The sequence below is a fragment of the Pararhizobium sp. PWRC1-1 genome (genome assembly GCF_049897905.1).
Taxonomy (GTDB): Bacteria; Pseudomonadota; Alphaproteobacteria; order Rhizobiales; family Rhizobiaceae; genus Pararhizobium.
The window spans coordinates 220,570-237,336 of record NZ_JAFCXE010000005.1 but is presented as its reverse complement, the minus strand read 5'-3'; the positions used below and the strand labels follow the sequence as shown (position 1 = coordinate 237,336).

The following is a 16,767-nucleotide window of genomic DNA, read 5'->3' as shown; positions in this document are numbered from 1 at the left end:
AGGCGAATCACCCGAGCACGAGAACAGAATGCGACATTTCCTTGAAATCGGAAGCACAACTTTTCAGCGATGATTAATTGTGGCGAATTCTCGCCTCACGCGTTGCGCAGCTTACCTTCCATGAGGTCGAGCACGGCGCGTCCGGCCTCCATGACGTTGGTGCCGGGGCCGAAGACGGCGGCGACGCCATGGTCGAGCAGGAACTGGTAATCCTGGCGCGGCACGACGCCACCGACGACGACGATCACGTCGGCGCCGCCCTTGGCCTTCAGCGCCTCGACAAGCTGCGGTGCCAGCGTCTTGTGGCCGGCGGCCAGCGACGACATGCCGATGACGTGCACCTTGGCACTGACCGCCATGTCGGCTGCTTCCTCCGGCGTCTGGAACAGGGGGCCGGCCACCACATCGAAACCGATATCGCCAAAGGCCGAGGCGATGATCTTGGCGCCGCGATCGTGGCCATCCTGGCCAAGCTTGGCGACCATGATCTTCGGCTTGCGGCCGGTTGTGCGGGAAAAGTCGGAAAGCCGGGCCGACAAGGTCGCCAGTTCCGGTTCATCCTTATAGGCATCGCCATAGATATCGCGGACGACTTCCGGCACGGCGGTGTGGTCGCCGAACACCACGCGCAGCGCATCGGAAATTTCGCCGACGGTGGCGCGGGCGCGGGCAGCCGTGACGGCGGCTTCGAGGATATTGCCGTCGCCGGTGCGGGCAACCTGCGTCAACGCTTCGAGCGCTGCCATTACCTCGGTGGTATCACGCCGTTTGCGCGTCTCTTCGATGCGGCCGATCTGGGCAAGGCGCACGGCGGCATTGTCGATATCGAGAATATCGAGATCATCCTCGGTCTCCAGCCGGTATTTGTTGACGCCGACGATGACTTCCTCGCCCTTGTCGACGGCGGCCTGGCGGCGGGTCGCGGCCTGTTCGATCAGCCGTTTCGGCAGGCCGTCGGCCACCGCCTTGGTCATGCCCCCCAGCGCTTCCACCTCTTCCATCAGCGCCCAGGCCTTGTCGGCAAGTTCCGCCGTCAGGCTCTCGACATAATATGAGCCGGCTAAGGGATCGACGACCTTGGTCACGCCGGTCTCGTGCTGCAGGATCAGCTGGGTGTTGCGGGCAATGCGCGAGGAAAATTCCGTCGGCAACGCGATCGCCTCGTCGAAGGAATTGGTGTGCAGCGACTGGGTGCCGCCCAGCACCGCCGACATCGCCTCGAAGGCGGTACGGATGATGTTGTTGTAGGGGTCCTGTTCCTGCAACGAGACGCCGGATGTCTGGCAATGGGTTCTGAGCATCAGCGAGGATTGCTTCTTTGGATGAAAGCCTTCCATGATGCGGGTCCAGAGCAGCCGGGCGGCGCGCAGCTTGGCGGCCTCCATGAAGAAGTTCATGCCGATGGCAAAGAAGAATGACAGGCGGCCGGCGAACTCGTCGACGCTCAGGCCCTTGGCAATGGCGGCGCGGACATATTCGCGGCCGTCGGCCAGCGTGAAGGCCAGTTCCTGCACCAGCGTCGCGCCGGCCTCCTGCATGTGATAGCCGGAGATCGAGATCGAATTGAACTTCGGCATCTCGCGGGCGGTATAGTCGATGATATCGGCAACGATCCGCATCGAGGGTTCCGGCGGATAGATATAGGTGTTGCGGACCATGAACTCCTTGAGGATGTCGTTCTGGATCGTGCCGGAAAGCTGGGAGCGCGGCACGCCCTGTTCCTCGCCGGCGACGATGAACGAGGCAAGGATCGGGATGACGGCGCCGTTCATGGTCATCGACACCGAGATCTTTTCCAGCGGAATGCCGTCGAACAGGATCTTCATGTCCTCGACCGAATCGATCGCCACGCCGGCCTTGCCGACATCGCCGACGACGCGCGGATGATCCGAATCGTAGCCGCGATGGGTGGCAAGATCGAAGGCGACAGAGACGCCCTGCTGGCCGCTCGCCAGCGCCTTGCGATAGAACGCATTCGAGGCTTCGGCGGTGGAGAAGCCGGCATATTGCCGGATGGTCCAGGGGCGGCCTGCATACATGGTGGCGCGCGGGCCTCGGGTGAACGGCGCAAGGCCGGGTAGCGAGCCGAGATGACCGGCAGCCTCCAGATCGGCCTCGGTATAGAGCGGCTTGACGGCAATGCCTTCCGGCGTCTGCCAGGTCAGGCTGTCGGGCGAGGATTTGAGCTCGCGTTCGGCAAGGGCTGCCCAGTCGGCGAGGGTTTTGTTATCGGACATGGGAAAGTCTCCTTGCATCGATCGGACGTACACCCTCCCCTTGAGGGGGAGGGTCGGCACGCAGTGCCGGGGTGGGGTGACGCCTCAAACGTCCCTGACCATCACCCCCACCCGCCGCTTTGCGGCGACCTCCCCCCTCAAGGGGGAGGTAAAGATCAGCCTCAACCGCCTTCAACCACGCGCGCGATCCGCGCCGTGGGTCTGCTTGTAAGACACTCGGACGGGGCGCTGGAAGCTGCCGCGAGGGAGTAGAATAGATGGCACCTTTCAGCACCCCGTTCAGCGGTTTTTGCCTGCGACTTGGATCTCTCTGAGGTGGCTGGCCAAAATGGTGTTCGTCTGACCCGATGGAGCCCGGCCGAACCAATTTATCGGCAACGCTCCACCCGGCCGCCGCCGGTGCCTCCGATCTCCTCCTCCTCGCCGGGTTTAACCCGAAGGATACAGGAGGAATCGGACGGACTTTCGGCAAGCCCGGCGAAACCACTCCGTCTGCCACCCTGTGTGCCGCACAGGCACGCCCGGCGCGCTCTTTCGGGCATCGGAAGCGGGAGGGTCGATCCGTAGCCTCACCGCTTCTCCCGTGTCGCCGGAGGGAGACCATTTTCCGCAGACCCCCGATGCCAGGGTTTACGTCATCCCCTTGCACCCGGCGCCGGTCCCGCCTCACTGCCACGCCTGGCAGCGTATCCGACGGCGGGATGGGCAGAGTATGGCATGGGTGGTTTGGGCGGGGAAAATGCGAGCGGCATAAATCCGTCGATGTTTCGGTTCTCAATTGCGCTCCCTTCTCCGTTCCCATTCCAAGGCGCGGCCCCTCACTTGCAATTTCTGACACTTAGCTGAAGCTAAGATATTGAAATTGCTTTCTCTCCCGCAAGGGGAGAGACAAATCGCGGCAGCCACTGCGGCTTCCCTCTCCCCTTGCGGGAGAGGACATAAAATCAGGACTTAGCGAAGCTAAGTGCTCGATTTTATAGGTGAGGGGCTCACTTTTTCCCCGCCACCCCTATTCGAACTCCATGATCAGCTCATCGACGGCCAGACTGGCGCCCGCTGACACGGCGACACGCTTGACCACGCCGCGGCGTTCGGCGCGCAGGATATTCTCCATCTTCATCGCCTCGACCGTTGCTAAGGCCTGGCCAGCTTCCACGGTCTCACCCTGGATAACCGTGACGGCGGTGATGACGCCAGGCATCGGGCAAAGCAGCATTTTCGACGTATCCGGTGGCAGCTTTTTCGGCATCAGCCGGGCAAGCTCGGCAACGCGCGGGCTGCGTACATGGGCGGTGATATCGATGCCGCGCCAGCGCAGGCGGATGCCGGTGCCGGCAAGCTCGACTTTCACGCCCATCACTGTCCCATCGACATTAAAGGTGGCGTGGCTGCGGCCGGGCGTCCAGTCACCGGCAGCGGCAAAGAGGGTGCCATCCGACAGCCGGGCATAGGGACCATCGGCCGACGCGTCGAGCGTTACCGCATGGTCCTGGCCGGCAAAGGTGACGACCCAGTCCTTGCCGATCACCCGGCGATGATTGCCGATGGTGCCGGAGATCTGCACGGCGCGGTCCTGCAGCGCCTGGTGCACCAGCGTGGCGACGGCCGCCAGCTTGCGTGCGGAGGCCGTATCAGGCTCGACACCATGAAAACCATCCGGGAATTCCTCGGCGATGAAGGCCGTGGTGATGTTGCCGGAGCGGAACCGCTCATGCTGCATGACGGCCGACAGGAATGGCAGGTTATGGCCGATGCCTTCGACTTCGAAATCGTCGAGTGCCGCCGACATGGCGTCGATGGCGGTGAGGCGAGCCGGTGCCCCTTCTTTTTCCGGTGCCCAGGTGCAGAGCTTGGCGACCATCGGGTCGTAATACATCGAGATCTCGCCGCCCTCGAAGACACCGGTATCGTTGCGCACGATGATGCCATCGGACGTCTTGCCTTCGACCGGTGGCCGGTAGCGGGAGAGACGGCCGATCGAGGGCAGGAAGTTGCGGTAGGGATCCTCGGCATAAAGCCGGCTTTCGATCGCCCAGCCGTTGCGCTTGATATCATCCTGGCCGAAGGACAGCTTTTCGCCGGAAGCCACCCGGATCATCTGTTCGACCAGATCGATGCCGGTGATCAGTTCGGTGACGGGATGCTCGACCTGCAGGCGGGTGTTCATTTCGAGGAAGTAGAAGTTCCTGTTGCCATCGACGATGAATTCGACGGTACCCGCCGAATGATAGCCGACCGCCTTCGACAGTGCCACGGCCTGTTCGCCCATGGCGCGGCGGGTCTTCTCGTCGAGGAACGGCGAGGGGGCTTCCTCGATGACCTTCTGGTTTCGCCGCTGGATCGAGCATTCACGCTCTCCGAGATAGAGCACGGTGCCATGCGTGTCGCCCAGCACCTGGATTTCGATATGGCGTGGCTGGGTAACGAATTTCTCGATGAAGATGCGGTCGTCGCCAAACGAAGCCTTGGCCTCGTTCTTGGAGGACTGGAAGCCTTCGCGGGCTTCAGCGTCGTTCCAGGCGATACGCATGCCCTTGCCGCCACCGCCGGCAGACGCCTTGATCATCACCGGATAGCCGATGGAGGCGGAAATCTTCACCGCCTCCTCGGCATCGGCAATCAGGCCCATATGGCCGGGCACGGTGGAAACGCCGGCCTCAGCCGCCAGTTTCTTCGAGGTGATCTTGTCGCCCATCGCCTGGATAGCGCCGACCGGCGGGCCGATGAAGGCGATGCCTGCCTTTTCCAGCGCCTGCGCAAACACGGCGTTTTCCGACAGGAAGCCATAGCCCGGATGCACCGCATCGGCACCTGTCTTGCGGATCGCCTCAAGAATCCTGTCGATGACGATATAGGACTGGCTCGACGGCGAAGGCCCGATATGCACGGCCTCGTCGGCCATCGTCACATGCAGCGCATCGGCATCCGCATCCGAATAGACGGCAACCGTGGCGATGCCCATCTTGCGGGCCGTCTTGATGACCCGGCAGGCAATCTCGCCGCGATTGGCAATGAGGATTTTTTTGATCATGGACGGCTGGCCTCGCTCATTCGGCAGTTTTCCTGGTGACGCGCGCCGGGCTCGCATCCTTCTTCTCTTCCTCGAAAGCCTGCGGGAAGTTCTTGCGGGCCAAGGCCTCGTTGAGCTTCAGCAGTCCTTCGTATGAGGCAGGATCAAAACCCCGTTCCGCCGGTAGCAGTTCGCGCCCGAACAGGCGGCACAGCCGTTCTCCGTCCAGATTGCCGCGCTGGAACGGCGTCGTGCCGAAATATTGCCAGAGCGCCTGGACGAAGCCGATATCGGCGAGCGCTACCGTCTGATCCATGGTCCGCTGCCGCGGCCAGGCCGTCAAAGGGGTGACCTTGGAATTGGCCCGGCGCAGGGTGAATTGCCACTGGGTTCCGAGCAGGCCGGGCGGAAAGCCGCGATGCTTGGGCATTTCAGGGGTCTTGGCCATGGCGTCACACCTCGAACACATCTTCAAAAGCTTCCGGGAAGTTCTTGCGCCCCACCCGTTCATCGATCCGCAGCAACGCCTCATAGGATGTGGCGTTGAACGGCTCCTCGGCCGGCACGACTTCGCGGCCGAACAGGAGGTTCAAACGTCCGGCATCGAGATTGCCGCGTTCGAACGGCTCGGTGCCAAACTGGTGCCAGAGGGCATGCAGGAAGGCGGCGTCGACCTTCTGTTCGATCGAGTTCGGGCGGGCGAGGCGTTGCAGCGCCTTGAGCGGCGTGACGCCCTTCTCGTTCACCCGCCGAATGGTGAAATGATGGCCATGGCCCGGCATGCCGGAGGGAAAACCCCTGTGTTTTGTCATCTCGGGCCGCTTGGCCATAGTCGTCTCCTTACGCCTTCGTCGCGCCGTTTGGGGCGATCTTGTCCTGCGTCTTCGTGTCGAAGTCGGAGGCGTCGTGGCGTTCGTGCAGCTGTTCTGAAGGGTCGCCGCTCAGGCGATTGACCATGCGGCCACGCTTGACCGCCGGGCGGGCGGCGATCTCAGCCGTCCAGCGCTGGACGTTCTTGTAGCTCTGCACATCGAGGAAGGTACCGGCATCGCCATAGGCCTGGCCGAGCGCCAGATTGCCATACCAGGGCCAGGTGGCCATGTCGGCGATGGTGTAATCCGAACCCGCCAGGAACTGGTTGTCGGCCAGATGCCGGTTGAGCACGTCGAGCTGGCGCTTCACTTCCATGGCGTAGCGGTCGATGGCGTATTTGATGTGGATCGGCGCATAGGCGTAGAAATGGCCGAAGCCGCCGCCGAGGAAGGGCGCCGAGCCCATCTGCCAGAACAGCCAATTGAACGTTTCGGTGCGGGCGCGCAGATCCGTTGGCAGGAAGGCGCCGAATTTTTCGGCAAGATAGAGCAGGATCGAGGCGGATTCAAACACGCGCACGGGTTCACCGCCGCCCTTCGGCGCATGGTCCATCAACGCCGGGATTTTCGAGTTCGGATTGACGTCGACAAAACCCGAGCCGAACTGGTCACCATCGCCGATCCGGATCGGCCAGGCGTCGTATTCGGCACCTGTATGACCTGCAGCGAGCAGCTCCTCCAGCATGATCGTCACCTTGACGCCATTCGGCGTCGCCAGCGAATAGAGCTGCAGCGGGTGTTTGCCGACCGGCAGCGGCTTGTCCTGGGTCGGTCCGGCGATCGGCCGGTTGATACTGGCGAACGCGCCGCCATTACCCTTGTCCCATGTCCAGACTTTCGGGACTTCATAGCCGGCGGGAAAATTATCGGCGGGGGATTTTTCAGTCATGTGCGTTGGTCCTGTCTAAGGGGATTCGTCATTGCGGGAGCGTGCGTGAAGCTGGAACTGCCTCCATCTTTCACTCTGCGGCTTCCGCCGGTGGTTTGGCATCGGGATACTTCCGGCCCCGCAGCATGCCTTCGATGCTCAAATCTTCGTCGAGGCCCGGCCAATGAACCCCATAGGGCGAAAGTTCGATGTTGTTTCGCTGTTCCGAAGACGCGGCAAGAAGGGGAGGATACCACCACAGCGGCGTGACCAAGCTTGCACCGTCTGCAAGCTGCACAACGAGTGCCGTGTCGGTGCAATGGGCAGCCGTCGGTTCGAGCAAATCCTCATCAATTTCCAAAGTGCTCATTCCATTTCTCCAGAAAGGCCTGCTGGTGATGTTTTACCACATCGAGAAGCTCGTTGAGTTCCTTGTCGGTGCAGCGCTTGTTGCGTGCCACTTCGAGACGTTCAAGCCAGATTTTCGTTTCCTTCCGGTCTTTACGAATATGCACGTGCGGCGGCTCGGAGCGATCAAGACTGTAGAATTCGAATCGCCAGCCTTTCCATTCGAAAACCTTGGGCACCCGGTCATCCTCACAACGGGATCGTATCGTGCTTGCGCCACAGCTGTTCCATGCGCTTGTTCCTCAATGAGGCAAACGCCCGGGCAATTCTTCGGCGGGACGAATGCGGCATGATGACTTCGTCGATAAAACCGCGTTCGGCGGCGACGAAGGGGTTGGCGAAGCGTTCCTCGTATTCCTTCGTCCGGGCGGCGATCTTGTCTGCGTCGCCGAGTTCGGAGCGATAGAGGATTTCCGTCGCGCCTTTTGCGCCCATCACGGCGATTTCGGCGGTCGGCCAGGCATAGTTGACGTCGGCGCCGATATGTTTCGACGCCATGACGTCATAGGCGCCGCCATAGGCTTTTCGGGTGATCAGCGTCACCATCGGAACGGTCGCCTGGCTATAGGCGAACAGAAGCTTGGCGCCGTGCTTGATGACGCCGCCATATTCCTGCGCCACGCCGGGCAGGAAGCCGGGCACGTCTACGAGCGTCAAGATCGGGATCGAGAAGGCATCGCAGAAGCGCACGAAGCGGGCAGCCTTGCGCGAACTGTCGATATCGAGACAACCGGCCAGCACCATCGGCTGGTTGGCGACGACGCCGACGCTCTGGCCTTCCAGCCGGATGAAGCCGGTGATGATGTTGCGGGCGAAGGCTTCCTGAAGCTCGAAGAAATCGCCTTCGTCGGCGATCGCGTGGATGAGCTCCTTCATGTCGTAGGGTTTGGCGGAACTGTCCGGGATCAGCGTGTCGAGCCGGTTTTCGATGCGGGCCGGATCGTCGTGGAAGGGACGGACCGGCGGCTTTTCGCGGTTGTTGAGCGGCAGGAAATCAAACAGCAGGCGGACCTGCTCGAGCGTCTCGATGTCGTTTTCATAGGCCGCATCGGCGACCGAGGATTTCTTCGTATGGGTGCCGGCGCCGCCCAGTTCCTCGGCCGTGACGATCTCGTTGGTGACGGTCTTCACCACGTCTGGGCCGGTGACGAACATGTAGGAACTGTCACGCACCATGAAGATGAAATCGGTCATCGCCGGCGAATAGACCGCACCGCCGGCACAAGGGCCCATGATGACGGAAATCTGCGGGATGACGCCGGAGGCCTCGGCATTGCGGCGGAACACTTCGGCATAACCGGCAAGCGAGGCCACACCTTCCTGGATGCGGGCGCCGCCGGAATCATTCAGCCCGATGACCGGCGCACCGTTGCGCACGGCCATGTCCATGATCTTGCAGATTTTTTGTGCATGGGTCTCGGACAGCGAGCCGCCGAGCACGGTGAAGTCTTGGGAAAAGACATAGACCTGGCGGCCGTTGATCGTGCCCCAGCCGGTGACGACGCCGTCGCCCGCCACCTTCTGTTCGGCCATGCCGAAATCGACGGCGCGGTGGGTGACATACATGTCGTATTCTTCGAACGAGCCTTCGTCGAGCAGCACCTCGATGCGCTCGCGCGCCGTCAGCTTGCCCTTGGCATGCTGGGCGTCGATGCGCTTCTGCCCGCCGCCAAGACGCGCCTCGGCGCGGCGCGCTTCCACGGTTTCGATGATATTGCGCATGCTTCCTCCCGTCGTCTTTGTCTCCTGCTTAGCCGGAAACACGATCGAAGGAAATCACCGATCGCGCAAGCGGTGCGTGCTTAGACAAAAGGACGAGCCGCTGGCGGCGCGCGGTGAAACTCTCCGTCAGGCGGGATCGGCGCCCATCACCAGCCCCTCGATGTCATGCTTCTGGCTGATCGGCACCAGTTCATCGACGACGCGGCAGACGAGGTGCTTCTTGGCCTTGTCCGGCAGGGCATCGAAATAGTCCTGCGTTACCATCATGTCGTGCAGTTCGGCATGACCGGCGCCCGGCGCATCGACGCCGAGCACCATGACCGGCCTTGCGATCGGCGACAGGTGCTCGGTGCCGCGATGGACTGTCAGGGCCGAGCGGCAGGAAATATCGCCGCGCTGCGGAAACTTGCGGGTGGCGCGTTCCTGGAACCGGCCCCAGAGCGCCTTGTCCGGAAACATCTCGTGTTTCCAGTCGCGGCCGTCATCATACTGGGTGCCGGGGGCGATCTCGAATGGCCCCATATCCGGCGTGACATCGACGCCGGTCAGGTTGAAGGCGAGCGAGGTGATGCGGCGGCCCACATAGGTGTCTTCCGGCGAGGGAAAGTCGCGGTGCCAGGGCTGGTACCGCGCGCCCTCGAACGGCACGTCCAGGCCGATTTCGACGATCTGGTAGTCCGGCCCCAGCGTGTTCTCGCACACGGCGATCACCCATGGATGCATGATCAGATCGACGAAGCCGCCGAAATCCTGCGGATGGATTTCCACATACCAGCGCCGCGGGCCACGGCCGACCGCGCCGCCCGGACGCTGAATGGCCGACCAAAAGGCCGTCATCATGTCCTCCCGCATCGCATCGGCCCATTCGGGCGCAAAGGCGCCCTTCAGGCCGGTGATGCCGTCTTCCTTCAAGGCTTTGAGATTGTCCTGCAGATCAAATCGTGCCGGTGCGTTCATGATCGTTCTCCTCCGTTGATCCCAGCGTAGAGTAACTAATAATTATTAGTCAATATGCTTATGAGAATAAATAAGCTAGGCTCCCCTCTCGCTCCGGGAAAGGTCATCCTTGAAGAAAACCAAACATGAAAAGCCGCCACGCCGCGTGACGATGACGGATGTCGCCCGGCTTGCGGGGTGCTCGCAGGCAACGGTGTCGTTCGTCCTGAACAATGCGACGGGCGTGACGATCTCCGCGGAAACGCGCGGCAAGGTCATCGACGCGGCCCGCACGCTGGGCTATGGCGCATCGTCTCTCATTCACCGGCCGGTGCTCGGCAGCCACGGTACCATCGGCTTCATCTGCGATCAGCTGGCGACGACGCCGGAATCGGTCAATGCCATTGAGGGCGCACGGCAGGCCTGCTGGGATGAGGGGGCGACCATCCTCGTTGCCCAGACGATGGGCAATCCGGAGCGGGAGGAAAAGGCCGTCGAGGCGATGTTGCGCAGCGGCATCGAGGGACTGATCTACATGACGATCTTTACCCGGCAGGTAACGCCGCCGGCCTTTCTCGAAGGGCTTTCGGTCCCCGTCGTGCTTTTGAATTGCTATGCGCCGGAAAGCCGCTTTCCTTCTGTTGTTCCCGATGAAGCCGCCGGCGGTTTTGCCGCCACTGAGACGCTGATCCGGCTTGGTCATCGCCGCATTGCGACCATCGTCGGCGAACCGTTCATGCAGGCCGCGCAGGACCGGCTGAAGGGCTACAAGAAGGCGCTGGCAAAGGCCGGTATCGCCTATGATGCCGACCTGGTCGGCGAAGGCAACTGGTCGCCGACCTCGGGTTTCGAGGCGACGCAGCGTTTTCTGGCGCTGAAGGACCGCCCGACCGCGTTCTTCTGCCAGAACGACAAGATGGCATCCGGCTGCTACAACGCGCTACGCGACGCAGGCCTGAAAATCCCGCAGGATGTCTCCGTCATCGGCTATGACGACGACGAACTCTGCCGCCACCTGCGGCCGCAGCTGAGTACGCTGATCCTGCCGCACCGGGCGATGGGCGCCTGGGCGATCTCAGCGCTCGGCAAGGGACGCAGATCCGGCAAGGAGGTCTATCCGCTGACCAAGATGGACTGCAATCTGATCGAACGCGATTCGCTCGCTGCCCCCGTGTAACCCAAACAGAAGATTAGCCGGCTACATAGATCGATGTTGGTCATCACGCCACATTGCGCAAGGCCGGGTCGGGGATCGGCACCGCTGTCATCAGGGCCTGGGTATAGGCATCCTTCGGATTTTCGAAAACCGATCGGCGCGATCCCATTTCGACGATGCGGCCGGAGCGCATGACGGCGACATTGTGGGACATGCGTTCGATCACGGCCATATCGTGCGAGATCAGCAGATAGGCGAGACCCATGGTTTCTTGCAGCTCCAGCATCAGATCGAGCACGCGGGCGCGTACCGACACATCAAGGGCTGCGACGCTTTCATCGGCGACGATCAGTTTCGGTCCAAGCGTCAGCGCCCGGGCAATGCAGATGCGCTGGCGCTGGCCGCCGGAAAATTCGTGCGGATAGCGGCTGGCGGCGTCCGGTTGCAGGCCGACCCGGCGCAGCAGTTCCGCCACGCGGTCGTCGCGCTCGCCCTTGTTGGCCAGGCCGTGGATGATCAGCGGTTCGGCAATCGCGGCACCCACCGCCATGCGTGGATCAAGCGATGCGTAGGGATCCTGAAAGATCATCTGGGCGCTACGCCGCACCGGCCGCATCTGCCGCTGGCTGAGACCGCCGATGTTCTGGCCGTCGATAACGACATCGCCGGTGAAGGGAATGAGACCGAGGACGGCCTTGCCGGTGGTGGATTTGCCCGAGCCGCTTTCGCCGACGAGGCCAAGCGTGTGGCCGGGCAGGATCTCGAAGGAAACATCGCCGGCGGCCAAGGCCGGCGGCTTCTTGCCCAAGAGCCAGCCTGTCGCCTTGCCATAGGTGACATCCAGTCCGCGCACCGTAAGGACCGGGGCGGGATCGAGTGGCGGCGTATCCGCTGTTACAGGGCGGATGCGCGGCGGGCCATCGGTGCCCGCATGAGCGCCGAGCCGCGGCACGGCGGCCAGCAGATCCTGGGTATAGCGCTGCGTCGGAGCATTGAAGATCGGCAGGGCATCGCCCTGTTCGATGATGCGGCCGGCCTGCATGATGACGACGCGGTCAGCCATCTGGGCGACAACGCCCATGTCGTGGGTAATCAGGATGATCGAGGCGCCGAACTCGCGCTTCAACTCGTCCATCAGCTTGAGGATCTGCGCCTGTACCGTCACGTCGAGCGCTGTGGTCGGTTCGTCGGCGATCAGCACTTTCGGCCGGCAGGAAAGCGCCATGGCGATCATCACCCGCTGACGCATGCCGCCGGAGAGCTCATGCGGATATTGTTTCAGCCGCTTGGCCGGATCGGTCATGTGGACGGCATCGAGCATGCGCAGCGCCACCGCGTCGGCGCTGTCGCCTTCCGAGCCCTGATGCTCGCGAATGGCCTCGGTCAGTTGCGCCCCGATCGACATCACCGGGTTGAGCGAGGTCATAGGCTCCTGGAACACCATGGCGACATCGCCGCCACGGACGCTGCGCATGGCGCTGTTTGACAGTCGCGACAGTTCCCGTCCTTCCAGCGCGATGCTGCCGGAGGCGATCTGCAACGATGCCTTCGGCAGAAGTCCCATGATGGCGAGCGACGTCACCGATTTGCCTGAACCGCTTTCGCCGGCAATGCAGAGTGTTTCCCCAAGCTTCAGATCGAAACTGACGTCATCGAGAACCCGCCTGCGGCCTTCCGGCGTGCGGGCATCGACGCAGAGCTTGTCGACGGTGAGGACCGATGGGGAAACGGGGAAAGCAGATGTCACGCGAACACGATCCTCGGGAAGTAGAAGGAGACAACCCAATTGGGCATATCGACGATTTCGCTGATTCTGAGATCGCCGCAGACCGAGCAGAGCAGGTAGGCATCGACGGGGTTCATGCCATGTTCGGAGCCGAGCAGGTCGATCATCCGCATCAGCGCCTCGCGGGCGCCGGTCATCAGGTCCGGGCCGATGCCGGTCGTGACCTCATAGCCCATGCTGTCGAGATGGCGGGTGACGGGTCCGGTAGTGGTAAAGCGCGGGCTCTGCAGGCGTGCGTCCTTGACCAACTCGATGGTCGCCTCGACTTCCATCTGGCTTTCGATGGCGGTGCCGCAGACTTCGCCGTCGCCCTGGGCGGCGTGGGTGTCGCCGATCGAGAACAGTGCGCCCTCGACTTCGACCGGCAGATAGAGCGTCACGCCCGAGGTCAGGTCGCGAATATCGAGATTGCCGCCGACGCGGCGCGGCGGCACGACGGAATGCAGGCCGGGTTCTGCCGGTGCAACGCCGATCGTTCCGGCAAAGGGTTTCAACGGCACCTTGCCGCCGGGGCCATAGAGCGACGGCGCCATGCTGTGCGGATCGTAGGACCACATATGCAAAGCCGGCTCCTTGAACTGGTCTGCCAGCAGGCCGAAGCCCGGAATGTTTGCGGTCCAGCCGACGCCGGACGGGATGAAGCGGCGGATCGTTACCTTCAGGGCATCGCCGGGCTTGGCACCTTCGACATAGACCGGGCCGGTGACGGGATTGATCTTGTTGAAATCGAGCGCGGCCAGGGTCTCGAGCGTCGAACCGGCACCCAACTGGCCGCCGGACGAATCCAGGCATTCGAAATGGATCGTCTCACCCGGCTTGGCGAGGAGAGCGGGCTCGAAATCCTTGTTCCAGCCGAAATTGTGCTGGGCGCGGTGAATGGTGTGGGTGCAGGCGACGCACATTGGTTGTTCTCCCTTGGAAGCGCAGCGCATCGGATCACTGACGTGCGCGCATATCGTTATTCTGTCTGGCAGGAGCGGCATGCTCCCTCTTCTCCCCAGCGGGGAGAAGGTGGCACGAAGGGCCGGATGAGGGGGAGCCAAGCACTCTCCATGTGCCGCGCCGCCCCCTCATCGCCTCGCATCCGCTCGGCACTTCTCCCCGCTGGGGAGAAGAGGCTGCAGCTTGCGTGCGCCCCTCACGATCATGGCCCCGACAATCATGGCTGCGGGAAAGCCGCCGGAGCCATGATCGTTGTTTTATTCCTTCACGAAGATCGCGTCGTAGTTGATGACGCGGGTCGGATCGATGTAGATATTGCCGTCGCCGCCCATGCGCGGCGACTTGGCGACGACGCGGCGTTCGTTGGTGACCGGGATCCACGGCGCATCGGCCATGATATCGGTGAAGATCTTGCCCCATTCAGCCTGACGCTCGGCGGCCTTGGCCGGGTCCGACATCGAATCGGCCGCAATCGCGCGGGCATCGAGGTCCTTGTTGCAATACCAGGACCAGTTCCAGCCACCCTGAACCGCACCGGAGCAACCCAGAATCGGACCATAGAAGTTGGACGGATCCGGGAAGTCGGCGATCCAGGCCATGCCGCCCGACCAGATCATCGGCGCTTCGCCTTCGGTACCGCCGGCGGCAATCACGTTGGCCTGCGCCAGGGCACGAACCTCGGCCTTGACGCCGATAGCCGCCAGATCCTGCTGGATTGCCTGCGCGATGCGCGGCTGCGGATCGGTGTTGGTTGAGTAGAGGATGGTTTCGAAGCCATCCGGGAAGCCGGCCTCGGCGAGAAGCGCCTTGGCCTTCTCGACGTCGAAGGCATAGCCGGTAAAGGTCTTGTCATAACCCGGCATCAGCGGTGGCAGCGGCTGGTTGGCGGCGGTGGCGCGGCCATTGAGGATGCGGGTGATGCGCTCCTTGTTGATGGCCATGTTGAGGGCCTGGCGGACCTTCACATTGTCGAAGGGCGCCACCTTGGTGTTGAGCGTGATGTAGCCGGTGTGCAGCTGCGCACCGTCGACGATGATCTCGGCACCTTCAGGCGAGTTCTTGATTTCGAGGAACTTGGCCGGCGGCACGCCGTCGCCGGCGATATCGACTTCGCCCTTCTGCAGGCGCAACAGCGCCACCAGCGGTTCCTGGCCGACTTCGACGGTGAACTTGTCGATATGCGGCATGTCTTTGACGAAATAATCCGGGTTGCGCTCGAACACGAGACGCTGGCCGATGGTCCATTCCTTCAGCGCGAACGTGCCTGAACCGACCGGCTTCTTGCCGAAATCACCGGCTGCCGCTTCAACGGCTTCCTTGGGTACGACGGAGGCGAAGTTGATGGCGAGAACATGCAGGAAGGTGGCGTCGGGACGCGACAGCGTGAAGACGACGGTCGAATCGTCCGGCGTTGCAATGCCGTCCAGCGTCGTCGACGTACCGCCGGTGACCGCGTCAAAACCCTTGATGGCGCCGAAGAAGCCGGCGCCCGGGCCTTGCGTCTTCGGATCGACGGCACGCTCGATCGAATATTTCACGTCGGAGGCGACAACTTCGCGGCCATTGGTGAACTTCACGCCCTTGCGCAGCTTGAATGTGTAGGTGAGGCCATCAGGCGAAACGGTAAAGCTCTCGGCCAACGATGGGATCAGGTCCGGCGTGCCCGGCGTATAATCCATCAGGCGCGAATAGAGGCTCTTGATCATCGACCAGTTGACCCAGTCGTAGCCGATAGCCGGATCGAGCGTGGCGATGTCGTCCTTGTAGGTGATGACGATATCGCCGCCCTGCTTGATGGCATCCTGCGCGAAGGCAGGCAGCGGGGTGAGGGCGAGGGCCATCGCGATTGTCGAGTGTCTAAGCCAGCGTTTGAACATTTTGAGTTCCCCTTTTTGGTTGCTGATTTGGTTAGCGCGCACGAATGCGCGGATCGATGAGTGGTGCGATCAGATCTGCGATGAGATTGCCGATGACGATGGCGAGCGCCGAAACCAGCGTCACGCCCATGATGATCGGGATATCGACCTGCTGGATCGCCTGCCAGGCAAGCTGGCCGATGCCGGGCCAGCCATAGACGGCCTCGACCACGACCACGCCGCTCATGAACTGGCCGATATCGATGCCGATCATCGCGATGATCGGCAAAAGCGCATTCGGCAGCGCATGGCGAAAGACGATGCGGGCAGACGACAGGCCCTTGGCGCGGGCAGTGCGGACATAATCCTGATTGAGCACGTCGATCATCGCCGAGCGGACCATGCGCGCATACCAGCCGGCCCCGAGAATGCCGAGTGTGGTGGCGGGCAGCACGACATGGGCGAAAGTGCCGAAGCCGCTCATCGGGAACCAGGCAAGCGTCACTGCAAAGACATAGAGAAGCAGGAGGGCCGCGACGAACTGCGGGGCGGATACGCCGACGAAGGACGCCATCATCACGAAGCGATCGACCGGCCCGCCACGGCGCACGGCCGCGATGACGCCGAGCAACAGGCCGAGTACCACTTCGACGAAGATACCGGCTGCCATCAGGAGCAGCGTTGCGGGAAGCCGGGCCGCGATCAGCGCGCCGACATCGGTCTTCTGCGCATAGGAGCGGCCGAGATTGCCTTCGGTGAGGCCCTTCAGGTGATTCCAGAACTGCGCCAGCAGCGGCTGGTCGAGGCCGAGTTCGTGGCGGATATTGGCGACCGTCTGCGCCGTGGCGCTGCGGCCGGCGATCATCCGGGCGGGATCGGCGGGCAAGGCATAAAGCAGAAGGAAGGTGATGGCCGCAACGCCGAACAGGATCAGTGCCGTCTGGACGAGCCGCCGCAGGATCAGAAAGATCATC

At 62.5% G+C, this 16,767-nt stretch carries 14 protein-coding genes; 1 reads left to right on the top strand and 13 read right to left on the bottom strand.

The window, feature by feature from the left end:
- Positions 1–95 precede the first annotated feature (95 nt).
- The 9 genes from scpA to ACP7E0_RS10855 all read right to left on the bottom strand — a co-directional run bounded on the left by scpA (position 96) and on the right by ACP7E0_RS10855 (position 10,074).
- A complete protein-coding gene (gene scpA, locus ACP7E0_RS10895) occupies positions 96–2,237 on the bottom strand; it encodes a methylmalonyl-CoA mutase (protein WP_426124842.1) in 2,142 nt (713 codons plus the stop codon).
- A 1,009-nt stretch (positions 2,238–3,246) separates the two neighbouring features.
- The gene (locus ACP7E0_RS10890) at positions 3,247–5,268 is read right to left on the bottom strand and encodes an acetyl-CoA carboxylase biotin carboxylase subunit (RefSeq protein ID WP_426124841.1); all 2,022 of its coding nucleotides are present in this window, start codon (positions 5,266–5,268) and stop codon (positions 3,247–3,249) included.
- A 16-nt stretch (positions 5,269–5,284) separates the two neighbouring features.
- Positions 5,285–5,695 (bottom strand): hypothetical protein, encoded by a 411-nt coding sequence (locus ACP7E0_RS10885; RefSeq protein WP_426124840.1) that lies wholly within the window; start codon positions 5,693–5,695, stop codon positions 5,285–5,287.
- A 4-nt stretch (positions 5,696–5,699) separates the two neighbouring features.
- On the bottom strand, positions 5,700–6,077 hold the full coding sequence (locus tag ACP7E0_RS10880; RefSeq protein ID WP_426124839.1) for a hypothetical protein: 378 nt from the start codon (positions 6,075–6,077) through the stop codon (positions 5,700–5,702).
- Positions 6,078–6,087: 10 nt separating this feature from the next.
- Positions 6,088–7,008: a glutathione-dependent disulfide-bond oxidoreductase gene (gene yghU / locus ACP7E0_RS10875; protein WP_426124838.1), complete on the bottom strand. Its 921-nt coding sequence runs from the start codon at positions 7,006–7,008 to the stop codon at positions 6,088–6,090.
- 70 nt (positions 7,009–7,078) lie between these two features.
- Positions 7,079–7,357 (bottom strand): DUF2442 domain-containing protein, encoded by a 279-nt coding sequence (locus ACP7E0_RS10870; RefSeq protein WP_426124837.1) that lies wholly within the window; start codon positions 7,355–7,357, stop codon positions 7,079–7,081.
- Positions 7,338–7,574, bottom strand: a complete 237-nt coding sequence (locus ACP7E0_RS10865) for a DUF4160 domain-containing protein (protein WP_426124835.1) — start codon at positions 7,572–7,574, stop codon at positions 7,338–7,340. Before ACP7E0_RS10865 ends, ACP7E0_RS10870 begins: the two co-directional genes overlap by 20 nt.
- 10 nt (positions 7,575–7,584) lie before the next feature.
- Positions 7,585–9,117 carry an acyl-CoA carboxylase subunit beta gene (locus ACP7E0_RS10860; protein ID WP_426124834.1) on the bottom strand — a complete coding sequence of 511 codons (1,533 nt, stop codon included), beginning with the start codon at positions 9,115–9,117 and terminating at the stop codon, positions 7,585–7,587.
- Between the two features lie 126 nt (positions 9,118–9,243).
- Positions 9,244–10,074, bottom strand: coding sequence for a phytanoyl-CoA dioxygenase family protein (locus ACP7E0_RS10855; protein WP_426124833.1), 831 nt, complete (start codon positions 10,072–10,074; stop codon positions 9,244–9,246).
- A gap of 151 nt (positions 10,075–10,225) precedes the next feature.
- Between ACP7E0_RS10855 and ACP7E0_RS10850 the strand changes: the two genes are divergently transcribed.
- Entirely contained in the window at positions 10,226–11,230 is a 1,005-nt protein-coding gene (locus tag ACP7E0_RS10850; protein ID WP_426124954.1) for a LacI family DNA-binding transcriptional regulator, read from the top strand.
- A gap of 43 nt (positions 11,231–11,273) precedes the next feature.
- Here the strand turns inward: ACP7E0_RS10850 and ACP7E0_RS10845 are convergent, their stop codons facing one another.
- The 4 genes from ACP7E0_RS10845 to ACP7E0_RS10830 form a co-directional block, all read right to left on the bottom strand.
- Positions 11,274–12,956, bottom strand: a complete 1,683-nt coding sequence (locus ACP7E0_RS10845) for an ABC transporter ATP-binding protein (protein ID WP_426124832.1) — start codon at positions 12,954–12,956, stop codon at positions 11,274–11,276.
- Positions 12,953–13,897, bottom strand: coding sequence for an acetamidase/formamidase family protein (locus ACP7E0_RS10840; protein ID WP_426124830.1), 945 nt, complete (start codon positions 13,895–13,897; stop codon positions 12,953–12,955). Before ACP7E0_RS10840 ends, ACP7E0_RS10845 begins: the two co-directional genes overlap by 4 nt.
- Positions 13,898–14,194: 297 nt before the next feature.
- Positions 14,195–15,814 carry an ABC transporter substrate-binding protein gene (locus ACP7E0_RS10835; RefSeq protein WP_426124828.1) on the bottom strand — a complete coding sequence of 540 codons (1,620 nt, stop codon included), beginning with the start codon at positions 15,812–15,814 and terminating at the stop codon, positions 14,195–14,197.
- Positions 15,815–15,845: 31 nt separating this feature from the next.
- Complete coding sequence (locus tag ACP7E0_RS10830) at positions 15,846–16,766, bottom strand: ABC transporter permease (RefSeq protein ID WP_426124827.1); 921 nt, start codon at positions 16,764–16,766, stop codon at positions 15,846–15,848.
- Position 16,767: the final 1 nt, after the last annotated feature.

Bases quoted from the DNA above. Each gene is read 5' to 3' on its own strand.
- scpA (WP_426124842.1), bottom strand. From the start codon at position 2,237: ATGTCCGATAACAAAACCCTCGCCGACTGGGCAGCCCTTGCCGAACGC.
- ACP7E0_RS10885 (WP_426124840.1), bottom strand. From the start codon at position 5,695: ATGGCCAAGACCCCTGAAATGCCCAAGCATCGCGGCTTTCCGCCCGGC.
- ACP7E0_RS10850 (WP_426124954.1), top strand. From the start codon at position 10,226: ATGACGGATGTCGCCCGGCTTGCGGGGTGCTCGCAGGCAACGGTGTCG.
- yghU (WP_426124838.1), bottom strand. From the start codon at position 7,008: ATGACTGAAAAATCCCCCGCCGATAATTTTCCCGCCGGCTATGAAGTC.
- ACP7E0_RS10835 (WP_426124828.1), bottom strand. From the start codon at position 15,814: ATGTTCAAACGCTGGCTTAGACACTCGACAATCGCGATGGCCCTCGCC.
- ACP7E0_RS10855 (WP_426124833.1), bottom strand. From the start codon at position 10,074: ATGAACGCACCGGCACGATTTGATCTGCAGGACAATCTCAAAGCCTTG.
- ACP7E0_RS10880 (WP_426124839.1), bottom strand. From the start codon at position 6,077: ATGGCCAAGCGGCCCGAGATGACAAAACACAGGGGTTTTCCCTCCGGC.
- ACP7E0_RS10830 (WP_426124827.1), bottom strand. From the start codon at position 16,766: ATGATCTTTCTGATCCTGCGGCGGCTCGTCCAGACGGCACTGATCCTG.
- ACP7E0_RS10890 (WP_426124841.1), bottom strand. From the start codon at position 5,268: ATGATCAAAAAAATCCTCATTGCCAATCGCGGCGAGATTGCCTGCCGG.
- ACP7E0_RS10870 (WP_426124837.1), bottom strand. From the start codon at position 7,357: ATGAGCACTTTGGAAATTGATGAGGATTTGCTCGAACCGACGGCTGCC.
- ACP7E0_RS10840 (WP_426124830.1), bottom strand. From the start codon at position 13,897: ATGTGCGTCGCCTGCACCCACACCATTCACCGCGCCCAGCACAATTTC.
- ACP7E0_RS10860 (WP_426124834.1), bottom strand. From the start codon at position 9,117: ATGCGCAATATCATCGAAACCGTGGAAGCGCGCCGCGCCGAGGCGCGT.